Here is a 15,125-nt window from a genome sequence, read left to right as displayed (position 1 = left end):
CGAGGGTCCTGAATCTTGACATTTCATAGAGCAAAATCAAAGACCTCAACCGCATGTTTCACTTTACTTGTTCAGTCAAGTAAAATGGGCGCTGTCCCTATTTTGCTCCTTATCATTACGTTAAAGCATTTCCTGCAACCGCTTTGAAATATACTCAGCTTCTTCATCAGAAAGCCCATAGCAACGGAACAAGATCCTATCAATGGTATTCTGTATCGGCTGGCTTTCAGGTGCGAGTCGGGAGCGCTCGGATCTATTTTTAAGAACACGAGCGGCTTCGATCTTCTGGATTTGTCGGCTCATTTCAGTAAGGGCGTCTTGCACCGGCTTGTGCATAACGCCGGGCTCGACGCAAACCGAACACAGCATATTTCCAACATCTGCCCACTTCCCGGATTTTACCAACGATCGCCAATCAACACTCGGGCCTTCATCACTGAATGTCGGCGCTGGCAAGGAGTTAAACTGATATTCATTTATCATCGCGTTCGTGCTAATGAGTCTGAAATACCAATCCAGAATTATTGAGTTTAAAACGGCGATCAGCAAATCGAGGTCGATTTTACTTGCTGCAGGAGGAATGTACTTAAGCTTATCGAAGCAAAATACCCCTTCAGGCAACATTGCAGCTATGATTCTTCTGAAATTGTTTTGGGGAGCACTCCGCTGAATACCTATTCGTTTATGGAGATGTGCAAAGGCTCTGCTATTTTCTGATTTATCCTTCAGATATGCTCTCACATCCAATCTTAATTCCTCGCCTTGAGAGGCTTCTCGTAAGGCATATAAGGTAACATTTGAACCACGGATAATAACCGGCCCCTTGTTGTTGGCGTTTATGAACTCTCGATGCGTCAGAGCATGTAATTCTCCCTCAAATAACTTTGCAACATTACCCATGGGTTGTATAGCGCCCTGTCGTATCAACCCAATCAAATCCCAGTCATGTTGCGTACAAGAAGGTATTGTTGCATTTTCCTTATCAAACGTCAGAATATCTGCCGGTGCAACTGCTAACATTGAAGCACTATCTTCAAACAGCTTCCCTGAATGAGTCCGTATTGTGAACTTTTTACCCGTAGGTACGGAACGTATAACAAAAATGACCGTTGACAGCTTGGCTTCTGCAAAAACCCTATTTTGAGGATCATCTTTTTGCGGGAAAGCCTCAATTAACATTACCCCGGTCTTCTCCAACATCATTTTGCGTATGCCGGTTGCCTGCTCATCACCAAGAAGCGACATCGGAACAATAAAAGAGAATGTCCCATTCTCTTTTGTTATGCTGAGTCCACGACAAATGAAAAGCTTATTGAGATTACGGGCACCGCGAACTGCCGGTTTATACAGATCAGATGCTAAGAAGTATTCAACATCTCTTGATATCTCATAACCCAGCTCCTCACTCGCAAGCACATCATAGGGCGGATTGCCGATTACCGCATCGAAGCCTGCCCCTTTGATTCGTTCAATTACCTGTGTAGTTCCCGGACGCGGGCCATAGAAAACTTCGGGAAACTCCAGCTCCCAGTGAAAGAAATGTTTCTCTTCCTCGGCAGCAAATGTAGTAGCGGCGATTCCCTTCCATTCTGCGGGGAGCTTGGCCTTGTGCGGCGCCTTTGCCCATTCCTCGGATTCTTTGGATCGGAGAAATTCCAGGGCAGGGTTGTATTCAGTCTTTTTCTTGCCTTTACCCACAGTCCTCGGTTCATTTCCGAACCACTGGCTCGTGTAGACGTCCATGTAACGCTTGAACGGCGCAAGAGCATCTACGGCCTTTTTATACTCTGACCGGGAATTTCTGACCTGCTCTGCGGTCACGTCCGAAAGCTCACCGATATGGCGCATGAGGTCGGTGGCGAGCATCAGCCCCTGGAAGTGGGTGCCACCCAGAAGGCTCAACTGGCCGGTTTCAACTTTTCCCCGCACTTCTTCGACCTTTGCTCCTATCAGTGAGTTTCCGCATTTGAGGTGATGGTCCAGGAACGAGAGCGGCGCGCCGAGGGTGAAGCAGTCGAGCCAGAGGGAGACTTTGGCAAGCTCCACGGCCATGGGGTTCAGGTCCACGCCGTAGATGCAGCGTTTGAGGATGTGGCGCTTGAGAAGGTTCACGTCGGTTAGGCGGTTTCTGTCTATGCTCACACCCTGCTTTTCCATTTCGCTCAGAATGGTCTGGCGGGTCTTTTCCATTTCCGCGGTGATGGGGTTCCAGGGAAAGGCGCGGAGGAAGCCTTCCCTATCGCCGAGAATCTTGTCGGAGATGAAGTCCACGGCTTCGACCAGAAAATGCCCGCTGCCCATGGCGGGATCGAGCACCTTGATGTCGAAGAGCTCATCCACGAGATGGCGGTGCCTGAGATAAGTCTGGTTCTCGGGTGAGTCGCCGGCGCCTCCGAGGGCCTTGTATTTATCCCGTTCTTTCTTGAGGGTCTGCTGTGCCTCGCGGAGCTTGGGACGCAAAGCATCGAGCTTTTCAGCCAGAACCGGACCGACGGTGTTCTCAACGATGTATTTGACGATGTAGTCCGGTGTGTAGTAAGAGCCGGTGGCCTTGCGCTCGCGCTTGTCGTTTTCGAGATAAACAGTCCCTTTCTTGAGAACCCGCTCCTCCGCGTTCTTGCCGCGTCCGATGGTGAGAATACGCAGTTTGTCCTTTTTCGCCTCGGCATAGGAAACGATCTCCTCGGTCTTCTTGCCCTTGACCACGGCCATCTTTTCTTCGGCTATACGGAGCTTGAATTCAAGAAGTCCTTCATAGATGGAGCCCAGGTGCCGAACGCCGAGGGACTTGTAATCTATGAAGACGAGGGCCTGAGTCTTGTCATCAATGTCCCGTGCCATCATGTCCAGGCCAAGGGCAAGATAGCGATCGGGTATCTTGTGATTGCGGAGAAAGCGAGAGTTCTTGACTTCCGGGGAGTCGTCGTCCTTCGGAGGGTTGGTGATGAACAGGCCGCCGTTGTAAAGCGGGACGTTCACATCTGAATCACCATTGTCGATAACGCTGAACAACTTGAACAGCCGGTCGTAGAGTTCCGTACTGCTGCCGTGATAGGCTTTCTTTATCTTTTCCGGCGCTTCATCCAGGATAGTGCCGGCGTGCTTCGCCACCTCTGCCTTGAGACGAGTAAGGCTCATCTCCCAGTACCCTCTCACCTCGGTGACGGGCAGGAGGTTCCGGGATTCGGAGTAGAGCAGGAACAGAAGACGGTATAGGAAAGTAAGCGTTCCATGGTAGCAGTCTTGCAGCTTCTCCTCCCGTTCTTTTTCGGGCAGGGACAAGACGTATTCAGCGCCTCCCATATTCTCGATGAAGCCTTCGGAAAAGTGCGGAAATATTTTATCGAATACTCGTGCCTTTAATTTTTCGCCGAGTTCTTTGGCATAGGTCTCGCTCTCTTCGATGAGCTTATCGACAAATGCAACGGTCCGTTTCTCACCTTTGTAAAGTTCCTCTTTCGGAATAAAAGCCGGGGCGCGGAAGAAAAGATAGAAATACTGGAAGGCTTCTTTCGGGTCTGCCATCGCAAGGACTTCTTCAAGGTCTATCTCGTAGTAGTTCGTTGCCCGCGAATGGGCCTTCGCCGAGTAGAGACGCCATATCTTTCCGTTCGTGACGATGGCCCACGACGCCTCGCCTGCTTCAAGGAGCGTCACCACGTGGGCGCCTGGGTTTTCATCAGAGGTTTCGGTGTCTCTGGTTTCATCCTTGCCGTCGAGATACCGGTTCCAGGTGTAGGCAAGACAGACCGCAAGTGGATTACCCGTAGCAGAATCTTTTGGGTAAAGACGGTAGTCCGGTTTTGCAGCAGGGTCTCCGCCGGACTTACCTTCAATGGGTTTAAAGCCTAACAGGTCAAAGGCGGGTTCGAGAAGCTGTGATCTCACGACCCCTTCCTTCTGCCCGATGAACCGTTCCCGGACGTTTGTATAAAGCTCTCTGAATTTAAGCAGGAGCGGTTTGATCGGCTCACTCCATTCCGGAGACTGGGTCAGGCGTTCCTGAAGGTAATAGTCCGAGAAAAGGGCGCGGTTGTTGAATAGCCGTTCAGACCATTCTGCAATACCGAAGGCCGAGAGGAGCTTGTCTGCCTGGGCGTCGGCGTCGGATTCTGTATAGGTGAAGCGCCTCAATACCCGTAGAGCAATGATGTCGGGGTTCCTGCGATTGACGGTCAGAGGATGGGGCCGGATGCCGACGGTCTTAATTGTGATACCCGCTCCTTTGGCTGGAGGAAGGATGCGTTCGAGGAAGACGAAATCGATAGTTTCGTAGTCACTCGTGAGGACAAGAAGATATTTCCCGGCCCGGTCTCTGAAGGTGCGAGATAAGGCCCTGACGGCGGCGACCGTGACCGAGGTGAGTTCAAAGAGGTAAACCTGGAGACCGCCGTTTTCCTGGTCCGCAAGGCGTTCGACGTGTTTGATGGTCCGTGCGATTGACTCAGGTGTGATGCCGAGCGCAGAGGCGCTCTGCTTGATACGGGCACCGGCCTTCTCGTCCGTGTTCCAGCCGAGGGAGGCGAAAAAGGCGGCAATGTCATCAGGGGTGGAGAGAAGCTGAATATCGGCAGGTCTTAAATCCAGGTCTTCAGTGGTCATTTTCCACTCTCTGTAAATAAATCTCAATTATAGAAAAATCTTGAAAACCTGGAAGATTATAAACAGTTTAGGCAAAGAAATTCAAGGGGGATTTTTCTCATGATCGAGTCGGTGATCATCTGCACGGCCTATGTCTATCTGATCCCGTACCATGGATTCCTCCGATGCAAGCGTTTCTTTCCAGCCCATCCCCTCTGCCGATTCCATTAGTGCAGCGAGCTGCTTCGCCTTTTGCTCGAAAGGAGTTGTGCGCAGTTCTCTCTTCTCCGCGAGATTCACGGAAGTCCAGCGCGCCTTAAAAGCGCGGGCTTCCGATTTCGTGATATGGTCTTTCATGGCTCCGCTATCCTTTCTTATCAAAAGTTACGATAGCATAAAAAGCCTTTATAATCCAGCTGCAATGTTATTTTCCATGAATCAAACATCACTTGAACCTGTCGATCAGTTTGTGCGTTCCGACGAAATAGAGGCGGTACACGTTCCCCTCCTGCTGGAATACGCACCGGTAAAAATCGTCTACATAGAACTCCCAAAAGTCCGACCCTTCCAGTTTGTGAATTTTGAGGGATTGACGGCGGGGGTTTTCCTTGAGGAAGGCAATCTGCTTTACTTTTTTGTCAAGGCCAATTTCGCATGCTGTGGAAGGAAAGTAAGAAATTCTGGTCGTGGGTATGGCAGAGAAGATAACGGGGATAGAGAGCTTTGTTCTCCAACGGAGCTTACCAGCTTTTGGTCTTTAATATTTCCTTAATTTTTTCCTCATGTTCTTTTTCAACGATGAGGATCTTTTTGTGTTTGGCTTCTTCGATCTTCAAGAGGAGCTTGTTGAGATCCACAGGTTTCTCTAAAAGATCTGCGGCCCCTTCCTTGATGGCGGCGACGCCCTTCTCCACCGTGGCATGTCCTGTGAGCATGATGATTTGAAGATCCGGATTCATCTTCCTCATGCGCCGGATGGTCTCAATGCCGTCGAGTCCCGGCATGGCCAGATCCAGAACAATCGCGTCAAAGTCTTTATCTTTCACCCGCTTCAGGGCATTTTCACCGCTGGTCGAGATATCCACTTTCAGTCCCCGTCCCTCAAGTCTTTGAGAAAGGACCTCTATAAACTTCTCTTCATCGTCCACTAATAGAACATTGGCTTTTATTTCCTCGGACATCCCCATTTCCTCCTGTGCAGTTTAATCGTTTTCCTCTTCATTCATGATTTCCCGTGCTGTGTCAAACTCACCGCTTTCGGCAAAAGCAACGGCGGTCATGGCCCTTTCCAGTTTTTCCTTATAGGCCACCCTGATTTTACTGACCAGGGTCTCAATGTCCGCCGGTTTCTTGAGAAAGTCGAAACCGCCGAGTCTTTTGGCCTCGATCTCATCTTTTTCCGTACCATGGCCGGTCAAGACAATCACCTGGATGTTTGGATAGGCCTTTCTGATCTTCCGCAGAACATCCATGCCATGTAGGCCCGGCATTTTCAGGTCTAATACCATGACATCCGGTTCCTTTTCCTTGACATAAGAAAGGGCCTCTTCGCCGTTATACACGGTTTCCACTTTCAGATCCCGCATCTTTAACCGCTGAGCCAGTGTGTTGACGAAGGCCTCTTCGTCGTCCACCAGCAATACCTTAATATCTTTCATAAGGTGACTCCTTATTATTCTGATGGTTATAAAATAAATATAATAACACTATCTTGTCAAGCAAATACTGATTTCCAAGGGGTAAAAACAAGTGATTTTCCACCCGGCAAGCGGGTGTAGAATCACTCTTGGGACAAAGGGAGTTTTATGGTTATCGCTTCATTCTCCTCATGAGCAAGTTCTCCATGCAAATCCCGTATGATCTCCTGCAGAACTTCATGAGATGGCAGGCCATTTTCGTTTTCCTTGTTCAGGGTATTCCCCTTTGGAACCAGCCGGATCAGTATATTGTCCTTTGAGGAGGATGTTTGAAGGGTAATTTTGCTGTTGGCATCGAGCCTGTTTAGCTTCTCTTCAATCAGGCAGTAGATCAGGCATTGAAGTCTTGCCGGATCAGAGATGATCGCGGGGATGTTTTTTTGAAAATCTTTCTCAAGGATGATTTTTTTCTGGTTTGCAAACCGGCTCATGAGGACCATAAGTTCCTCCAGGATATCATGAACAAGAAAACTGGAAGAAGGTCTGTCCATCCGGTGTGCAAAGCGGTTCAGGTGATTCAGTATATGGATGCTTCTGTCAACCTGCTCATCAATTAATTGAAGAGACGGTACCAAAGGGTGAGCATCCTTTTTCGATGAAGATTTTCCCATAGAGATCAGGTCCTGCATCAGGCCGGAGGATTCCTTGATAATTGCAAGATAGTTCTTCATCTCATGAGTAAAACCGGCAAGAATTTTTCCCATGAAGAGGCGTTGCAGGTTTCTTAACGCCTGTTCGGTCTCATTGTGCATAGATTATTCCTTATCCTTTTTTTTCTTGGCCTGGTCGATTTTTACGGTGAGGTCGTCAATATCCACCGGCTTCACCACATAATCAAAAGCACCTCTCCTGATCCCTTCGTTGCCGCTCTGTTCCGCTCCGAGACCGGTCAGGATAATCACCTCCACGGAAGGGTCATACAGTTTAAGGGTCTTCAGCACTTCCGTGCCGTCCATTCCTGGCATTTTCAGGTCCAGCAATACCACATCCGGAGGGTTTTTGAGAAAAGCCGAGAAGGCATCATCGGCGCAGAATACCGCGGTCGCATCGTAATTGCGTAACTGCAGCCGTTCTGCAAGCGCTGTTACAAATTCCGCTTCATCATCAATTAGAAGCACTTTGGTGCGCGGCATCGGTGAATCTCCACTTAACCTGCGGCAGATATCAGAGGGAGTTCAATGGTAAAGACGGTCCCCTTCTTGACTTCGCTTTCAACAAGGATATTCCCTCCTAATTGTTTAATAATCCCGTATGATATGAAAAGGCCGAGCCCGGTCCCCTTCTCTTTTTCTTTTGTGGTAAAGAAGGGCTCAAAGATATGCTTGAGCGCCGCTTTGGGTATTCCCTTGCCGTTGTCTTTGACGACCACATAAATTGTATTCTCGTCTTTGACCTTTGAGGCTATATCAATGCAGCCGCCGGTATTCACCGCATCAATGGCATTATTGATAATGTTCAGGAATACCTGCTGCAGCCGCCCCCTGTTGCTCTGAATGATCGGGAGACCTTCTTTGAGATCCTGTATCAGACGGATGTCTCTGAACAGGATCTCTTTTTCGAGGAAACCGAGAACCTCTTTGATCACGTCATTGACATCAAAAAGCTCCGGGGTCACGTCCATACGGCGGGAGAATCCCAGGAGACGGTGGGTAATGGCGCTGGAGCGGTTCACGCTGTCGAGTATGCCCTTGACGGAGTTCAGGATCTTTTCCCTGTGTGCAGAGACGTCCCCGCTCATGGCAAGAATATCTTTTATCAAGCCGGCCTTTTCGTTGATGATCGCCAGCGGGTTGTTTATTTCGTGAGCGACGCCGGCGGCAAGGCGGCCCACGGATGCCAGTTTACTGGCATGTTCCGCTTCGGAAAGCGCGGCTTCTCTTTTCTGATCGCAGTCTTTGATCCAGTTGACCATGATCTGGGCCATGCGCATGGCCATCAGGATGACAAATAATAAGCTCCCTATCAGGATCGCAAAGAATTCTCCCTGGAACAACCTTGCTATTTTTGTATCCGGTCTTGATTTGATGACTGTGCATAAGATCCAGGGTGAGTCCTTGATATAGGCATATCCGAACATGGCAGGTTTCCCATTCGCCTGCTTTGTATTCAACACCGAGACGCCCCGTTGATTGAGTGTGTTCCGTAACGGGTACTGTTCCAGAACATTTCCATAGAAGCGGGAAGGGGTCTGCAGGATGCCGCTCTCATTGATGATAAAGGCGTCATCCTCACTGTTGAGATTGATGGAGGATACAAAACTGTTGAGGGTTTCCATATTAATGGTCGCACGGATAATCCAGAAGCTTCCTTCTTCAGGAACTTCTTTCTTTACAGCGATCGCAAAATGAGGGACTTTTCGATAACCCATAAAGACGTCGCTGACGTAGATCCCACGGGCAACCGCTTGATGGAACCATTCCTGATTGGAATAGTCCTTGCCTTTCAGATGATAAGGGCCGGCATAGGATTGCTGGATACCTTCTGCGTCAATCAGGCCAAGGTCAACCACCTGACCGAATTCCTGTTTGAAGGCGGTAAAGACGTCGGCCAGTATCTTCTGATTCGATAGTTGTTCGTACCGATGGCCGGAGGCAAGAAACCTGAGAGCCGAGAGCTTCACGTTTACGAAAAACTCAATCGAGTTCTTCGTGTTCTCAAGATCCCATCTCAACTGGTTCTGGAAATCTTCTTTCAGGAGGTTTTGCAGCCAGAAGTAGCTTACGGTCATCACGATGAAGAGCGGGAACAGAGAAAGGGGCGCAATCATTAATATCAGTCTGATTCTTAAACGCCTGTCCCGGATTTTGCCTGAGTAGCTCAGGGTATCACAGGGCCGGAAAAAAAGAAGGTCTTTTAGATAATGAATGATCTTTTGCACGGGTTCTTTCCATGCCCCTTTCCCGGAATATCCGAATCAAACCGGGCTATAATAGGTTGAAGGGAATATGTCCTTTCCGGTCATTGAAGCGTTGAATGAATATATATCAGATGATGGGGGAGTATAATAAAAAAAAGGCATGAATTCAAGCATTAATGAAACAGATTAAAGTTTATTGACAATAAAAATAAAACATATTAATATATGCCGATTTTTGATTTGTAACATCCCTGTTGCAATGTACAACAAGAAAGCATCTGAATAAGGAGGCCATTGAAATGGGTGGTTGGAGACGGGGTTCTTTATGGTTTGCCATAGCCGCAGTGATCGGGTTGAGCCTGTCGGGGATCGCCTTTGGCGGGGAACATGCCATGGAGGCCGCAGCCCAGCAATCAAGCCTCCCCTGGTGGGCGTGGCCGTTGATCCTCTTTGTCGTCACTTTCATCCTCGGGATTCTGGCCGTTCTCGGCGGGGTTGGAGGGGGCGTGCTCTTTGTGCCGATTATCGGAGGCTTCTTCCCGTTTCACCTTGATTTTGTCAGAGGGGCCGGACTCCTGGTCGCCCTGGCAGGCGCCCTTGCCGCGGGTCCCGGGCTTCTGAAAAAAGGGCTTGCGGATCTGAGACTGGTCATCCCCGTGGCGGTGATTGCCTCGGCCTGTGCCATTGTGGGCGCGATGATCGGTCTTGCGCTGCCCACGAACGTCGTTCAAACCGCTCTGGGCGCCACCATTCTCGGGATCGTGGTCATCATGTTGATGGCCAAGAAGTCCGAGTTCCCGGAGGTGAAGGAACCGGACGCCCTTTCCACGGCGCTCAGAATCAACGGGATCTATTATGAGGTCTCATCCGATCAGGAGATCAACTGGCAGGTACACAGGACCCCCCAGGCCCTTGCCACCTTTGTCCTTGTCGGCATTATGGCAGGAATGTTTGGTCTCGGCGCCGGCTGGGCCAATGTGCCGGTCCTGAACCTGATGATGGGGGCCCCGCTCAAGGTCTCTGTTGCGACCAGTAAATTCCTGCTCTCCATCACGGACACTTCAGCGGCATGGATCTATGTGAACAACGGGGCCGTGCTCCCCATGATCGTGGTCCCTTCCATCATCGGGATCATGTTCGGCTCCATCGTCGGGGTCCAGATCCTTACGAGGACAAAACCGGCTGCCGTTAAATACATCGTCATCACCATGCTCTCTTTTGCCGGGCTTCGTGCCTTGTTGAAAGGGCTGGGTATCTGGAATTAACTTTTGCTGAAAGAGGGGAAAATCAAAATGAAAAAGATAAAGGCCACGGAAGAACAGCTTGCCTATGCCGCGATTCTGGACAAGGGGATGAAATTCGGACTGCTGATGCTTATGGTGACTTTTACCGTTTATCTTACGGGGATCCTTACCCCTTATCTTCCGGTAAGGGATCTCCCGAACTACTGGGGCATGCCGGTCCATGACTATCTTGCAAAGACAGGGATTCCTCATGGGTGGTCCTGGGTGGGATTAATCGGTCATGGGGATTTCCTCAACTTTGTGGGCATTGTCTTTCTTGCAGGTGTGACCATCGTCTGTTACATCAGGATCATACCGATTCTCTTCCGAAAGAAGGACACGGTTTATGCGGTGATCGCCATCATCGAGGTGCTGGTGCTGGTCTTGGCAGCCTCCGGTGTTCTGAAGACCGGGGGGCACTAATTTTAAGCGGATATGCCGTAGAAGATATAGATGGCGCCGATCATCACTGCAAGATATAAGAAGGTCATAATTGATCCCGCCTTGATGTAATCCATGGTCCTGTACCCGCCCGGCCCCATGATATAGGCGTTGACCTGATGCGTGGGAAGGACAAAAGCGTTGGATGCGGCCACGGCCACGGTCAAGGCCGCCATCCTCGGGTCCGCTCCGGCGCCCAAGGCCATGTTGATGGCCAGAGGGACGAGGAGGACCGTAGCGCCCACGTTGGAGACGACAAGGGTAAACGCTGAGGTGAGCAGTCCGATGACCGTCAGAAGGACGATCGGAGAGACGTCTCCGATCATTTTTAGGATATGATTTGCGATATAGGCGGCGGTTCCGCTCTTTTCCGTGGCCACACCCAATGGGATCAGTCCTGCCAGCAGGAAAACCGTTCTCCAGTCTACGGCACGATAGGCCTCATCAATGTTGATCACTCCCGTTAAGATCATCCCGAGAGCGCCGGTCATCAGGGCGAGGGAGAGCTTGACCTTTCCGGATAAGACGAGGAGAAGGGCGACGGCAAAGCATAAAAGGGCCATTCCGGACTTTTGTGTTTTCATCACTTCAGTCTCGATGGGTGTGAGAAAGGCCAGGTCTTTGGTTTCCTTGAGAATGGCAAACTTCTCGAAGATCCCCTGAAGGAGCAGGACGTCCCCCTGCCGAAGGATGATGTTGGAGATGCCTCCGTAATAGACCTTGTCCTGCCTTTTGACGGCGATCGGGTTGACCTGGTATTTCGCTCTGAAATGGACCTCCTTCATGGACTTTCCCTCGAGCTTGGACATCGGGGGGACAATGGTCTCGACCATCCCCGAACTGCTCGATGAGAGCTCATCTTCGAAGATCTCGAGTTTGTCTTTGATCGTCATGCTGTAATCCTCGGCAAATCGCATGACGTTTTCTCTGGACCCGACCACAGCGATGTCGTCATTCGGGCTGATGATCGTCTCCCAGGTGGGGGCCATGATCTTTTTCTTTCCCCCCTGTTTGGCAACCGCAACCACGGTGACGAGATAGTTGGGACGGATGGCCATCTGTTCCAGGGTTTTTTCGCAGTCACACTCCTTTGGGAATTTGAGCTCGATCAGCTCATTTGCGGAAGAGTAGATCTTGCCGAAATCAATGGTCTGTGAGGGCGCGGTTTTACCGCTCGTGCTCGGCAAGACCAATTTTCCGAAGAAGGCGAAATAGGCGAGGGCGGCGATCACCAGGGCGGCGCCGACGGGAGTCACATCGAAAAGCCCGAAAGGTTTCAGATTTTTTGTGGCCATGAGGTCGTTCAGGAGGATCAGCGGACTGGAACCTACCAGGGTCAGGCACCCGCCGATAATGCCGAGAAACCCGAGGGGGATCAAGACCCTTGAGGGAGCGATGCCGAGCTTTTTGCAGACCCGCTGCGTTGCGGGAAGGAAGAGGGCCACGGCGCCGATATTCTGCATGCAGGAAGAGATCAGGGCCACGGTGCCGGACACCAGGGCAATCAGCCTGGCCTCGCTGTTCCCGGCAAGGCGCGTGATGGGTTTGGCCACCTTATTCATGATCCCTGTCCCGTCCAGTCCCGCCCCGATGATGATCACGGCAATAATGGAGATGACGGCGTTACTGCTGAACCCCATGAAGGCCTCCTGCCCGGTCACCAGGCCCAGGAGGGGGAGGGAGACCATCACGATGATCGCAACCACGTCAACCCTGACCCATTCCACAACGAAAAGAAATACAGCGGCTGCGATCACAGCCATCACAAGCATCATATCGGTTGTCAGCATGGATCCGTTCTCCTATTTAGATGTGCGCCGATGAAATACGTTTGTTTCTCAAGTTGTAAAAAGGAAAAGGCCTGAAGGTCCCCCTCCTCTGAGTGTGTTCCTCCGTGTGTGAAAGGGGAGTTTCCGGCCCGCAGTTCCTCGGGGATGAATCTGGCAAAGATGAGCCGGAGCAGTCTAAGCGGCCCTATTCGTATCAGGGATTTGAAACCCGACGTTCAGGGCCTCTCCGGCCGATCCTCGGTGGGCTAATATACCATGAGAAGCGATGATTTCAAAGACTTCATTCTCCGGATGCAAGACAGAACACGGGGACGGAACCTGTGGCGCCATCACAAACCTGATCCGGTTCCGCCAGCACAAAGGCGATTCTCTTCACCTCTTTATGCGTTTCTTTGACCACCCTGTCGAAAGGACCGAACTTCACGATGTGCGTGAAGGGTATCTTTTTTCCCTCTGCCTTGGCTCTGAAAGCCTCGGCCATCTGATGGGTCTGGGTCTTAAGTTCGGCGGCGACTTTTTTCTCGTTCAGGAGATTTAAGATGCGTTTCCCGACGGGAATTACACTGAGGGCGACAATCTCATAGTTCATCCGTCCTGCCATGCCAACGGCGTAGTTCATGAGCGTTTCCGAGAAGCCGTCGTCGCCCCCGACCACCAGGATCTTCTGCCGTTTAGTCTCTTTTTTGCCGATCAGCTCCCTGGCGTATTCCTGTTCCCCTGCCTCGGCAAAGGTCACGGCCTCAGACATCTTATCCAGGACCGATAAAGGCGCCTGTTTTTCGCTGTCGGCATGAACCTTTTTTACGGAACTGCGGCCCTTCAACTGCTTCATGATGCGGCGGGCCGTGTCGATCTCGCCTGCCTCGGCAAAGGTGATGGCCTCTTCAATGGTATCGAGTCTCGACAGGGACCCTGCCATGGTCTTTTTGATGTCCACGACTTTTTGCTCTTCTTTTTTGCCGGATGCCGCCATGCTCCGTGCGGTCTCGAATTCGCCTGCCTCTGCAAAGGCGGCGGCTTCCATGGAATCCTTCAACACTTTAAAAATATTTTTCATGATGCTCACCTCGCTTATGTTTTTTAATATGCCTACTTGTATGTTTATGCAAGGATGATGCCAAGGAGGTAAGCTGTTGATATTTAAGAGATATGCTTGGAAATGGCGGGATTTATGCCGGATAGGGTTATTGCAATATGCAACAGAAGATTGTTTTGTGCAACACTACTCGTTCTCGATCCCGTATCGCTTCAGTTTCCTCCACAGGGAAACCCGGTCTATGCCGAGGATCTGGGCCGCCAGTGTTTTATTCCCATTGACATCTTTCAGGACCCATTGGATATACGCCTTCTCCTGTTCATCCAGGGACGGGATCTTCCCATGCTTCTTGCGGAAGGTCTTGATGTTCAGCTCCTTGAGGTCCTCAGGGAGGTGGGCGATCTCTATGGTATTCCCGTTGCAGAGCGCGACCCCCCGTTCGACGAGGTTCTCGAGTTCCCTCACGTTGCCGGGAAACCCATAATCCATGAGGAGGGCGATGACGTCCTCTGAGATCTCCGTGACGCTTTTCTTCATCAGGACGGCATATTTTTTCAGGAAATAATGGCTTAAAAGGGGGAGGTCATCCTTTCTCTCCGAGAGGGGAGGAATATGTAAAGAGACCACGTTCAAACGGAAGTACAGGTCCTGCCTGAGATGGCCGCTCTTGACAGCCTCCTGGGTGTCACGGTTCGTGGCGGCGATGAAGCGCACATCGACTTTAGATGGTTCCGTGCTGCCGACTCTCAGGACTTCCTTTTCCTGGATCACCCTCAGGAGCTTCACCTGCATGGATGGAGGCATCTCGGTCATCTCATCCAGGAAGAGCGTTCCCCCCGATGCCGTCTCGATCAATCCTTTCTTCGCAGCCGAGGCCCCGGTGAAGGCCCCTTTTTCATGGCCGAAAAGTTCATTGGCGAGAAGCTCTTCGGTGAATGCGCCGCAGTTGATGGCGGAAAAAGGGCCGGGAGAGCGATGGCTGTGAAAATGGACGAATCTGGCGAATAACTCTTTGCCCGTGCCGCTTTCCCCGCTGATCAGGATGTTGCAATCCGTCGGGGCGATCTGTTTTGCCGTGTCCAGCAGGCGCTGCATTTCGGGGTCCTGTGTGATGATCCTGACCTTTCCCTGAAATTTTTCGATCTGTTCCCTGAGCTGGATATTTTCTTTCTTCAGCCTGACCTTCTCCAGGGCCTCTTTGACGACTTTGCGGACTTCGTCCAGTTTAAACGGTTTTGCGATATAGTAGAACGCCCCGTGTTTCATGGTCTCGACGGCGGATTCCAGTGTGGCAAAACCCGTGATCATGATGACCTCGGTATCCGGGCAGAGTTCACGGCATTTCTGCAGGATCTGTATGCCGTCCACCTTCTCCATCCTCAAGTCGGTCAGGACCAGATCAAAAGACTGTTCCCGGAGCAGCTTTAAAGCGTTCTGCCC

At 50.9% G+C, this 15,125-nt stretch carries 12 protein-coding genes; 2 read left to right on the top strand and 10 right to left on the bottom strand.

Annotated elements, in window-relative coordinates; genetic code table 11:
* Positions 1–120: 120 nt before the first annotated feature.
* From AUK29_04760 to AUK29_04730, 7 genes are all read right to left on the bottom strand, one after another.
* Complete coding sequence (locus AUK29_04760; GenBank protein OIP64365.1) at positions 121–4,602, bottom strand: hypothetical protein; 4,482 nt, start codon at positions 4,600–4,602, stop codon at positions 121–123.
* Between the two features lie 81 nt (positions 4,603–4,683).
* On the bottom strand, positions 4,684–4,938 hold the full coding sequence (locus AUK29_04755; GenBank protein ID OIP64364.1) for a hypothetical protein: 255 nt from the start codon (positions 4,936–4,938) through the stop codon (positions 4,684–4,686).
* A 383-nt stretch (positions 4,939–5,321) separates the two neighbouring features.
* On the bottom strand, positions 5,322–5,762 hold the full coding sequence (locus tag AUK29_04750; protein ID OIP64363.1) for a two-component system response regulator: 441 nt from the start codon (positions 5,760–5,762) through the stop codon (positions 5,322–5,324).
* Between the two features lie 21 nt (positions 5,763–5,783).
* Positions 5,784–6,239 carry a response regulator gene (locus AUK29_04745; protein ID OIP64362.1) on the bottom strand — a complete coding sequence of 152 codons (456 nt, stop codon included), beginning with the start codon at positions 6,237–6,239 and terminating at the stop codon, positions 5,784–5,786.
* A 122-nt stretch (positions 6,240–6,361) separates the two neighbouring features.
* On the bottom strand, positions 6,362–7,030 hold the full coding sequence (locus AUK29_04740) for a hypothetical protein (GenBank protein ID OIP64361.1): 669 nt from the start codon (positions 7,028–7,030) through the stop codon (positions 6,362–6,364).
* Between the two features lie 3 nt (positions 7,031–7,033).
* Positions 7,034–7,411 carry a hypothetical protein gene (locus AUK29_04735; GenBank protein OIP64360.1) on the bottom strand — a complete coding sequence of 126 codons (378 nt, stop codon included), beginning with the start codon at positions 7,409–7,411 and terminating at the stop codon, positions 7,034–7,036.
* A 14-nt stretch (positions 7,412–7,425) separates the two neighbouring features.
* The gene (locus AUK29_04730; protein OIP64359.1) at positions 7,426–9,156 is read right to left on the bottom strand and encodes a hypothetical protein; all 1,731 of its coding nucleotides are present in this window, start codon (positions 9,154–9,156) and stop codon (positions 7,426–7,428) included.
* 278 nt (positions 9,157–9,434) lie between these two features.
* On the opposite strand from AUK29_04730, the gene AUK29_04725 reads away from it, so the two are divergent.
* On the top strand, positions 9,435–10,400 hold the full coding sequence (locus AUK29_04725; protein ID OIP64358.1) for a hypothetical protein: 966 nt from the start codon (positions 9,435–9,437) through the stop codon (positions 10,398–10,400).
* A gap of 27 nt (positions 10,401–10,427) precedes the next feature.
* Complete coding sequence (locus AUK29_04720) at positions 10,428–10,841, top strand: hypothetical protein (protein ID OIP64367.1); 414 nt, start codon at positions 10,428–10,430, stop codon at positions 10,839–10,841.
* Positions 10,842–10,843: 2 nt separating this feature from the next.
* Here the strand turns inward: AUK29_04720 and AUK29_04715 are convergent, their stop codons facing one another.
* From AUK29_04715 to AUK29_04705, 3 genes are all read right to left on the bottom strand, one after another.
* Positions 10,844–12,646: an SLC13 family permease gene (locus AUK29_04715; protein OIP64366.1), complete on the bottom strand. Its 1,803-nt coding sequence runs from the start codon at positions 12,644–12,646 to the stop codon at positions 10,844–10,846.
* A gap of 283 nt (positions 12,647–12,929) precedes the next feature.
* Positions 12,930–13,706 carry a hypothetical protein gene (locus AUK29_04710; GenBank protein ID OIP64357.1) on the bottom strand — a complete coding sequence of 259 codons (777 nt, stop codon included), beginning with the start codon at positions 13,704–13,706 and terminating at the stop codon, positions 12,930–12,932.
* 165 nt (positions 13,707–13,871) lie between these two features.
* Positions 13,872–15,125, bottom strand: a 1,254-nt coding sequence (locus AUK29_04705) for a Fis family transcriptional regulator (GenBank protein ID OIP64356.1), incomplete at its 5' end; no start/stop codon positions are given.

The sequence above is a fragment of the Nitrospirae bacterium CG2_30_53_67 genome, assembly GCA_001873285.1.
GTDB lineage: Bacteria > CG2-30-53-67 > CG2-30-53-67 > CG2-30-53-67 > CG2-30-53-67 > CG2-30-53-67.
The sequence above is the reverse complement of the archived record's forward strand: the minus strand, read 5'-3'. Positions and strand labels throughout refer to the sequence as shown.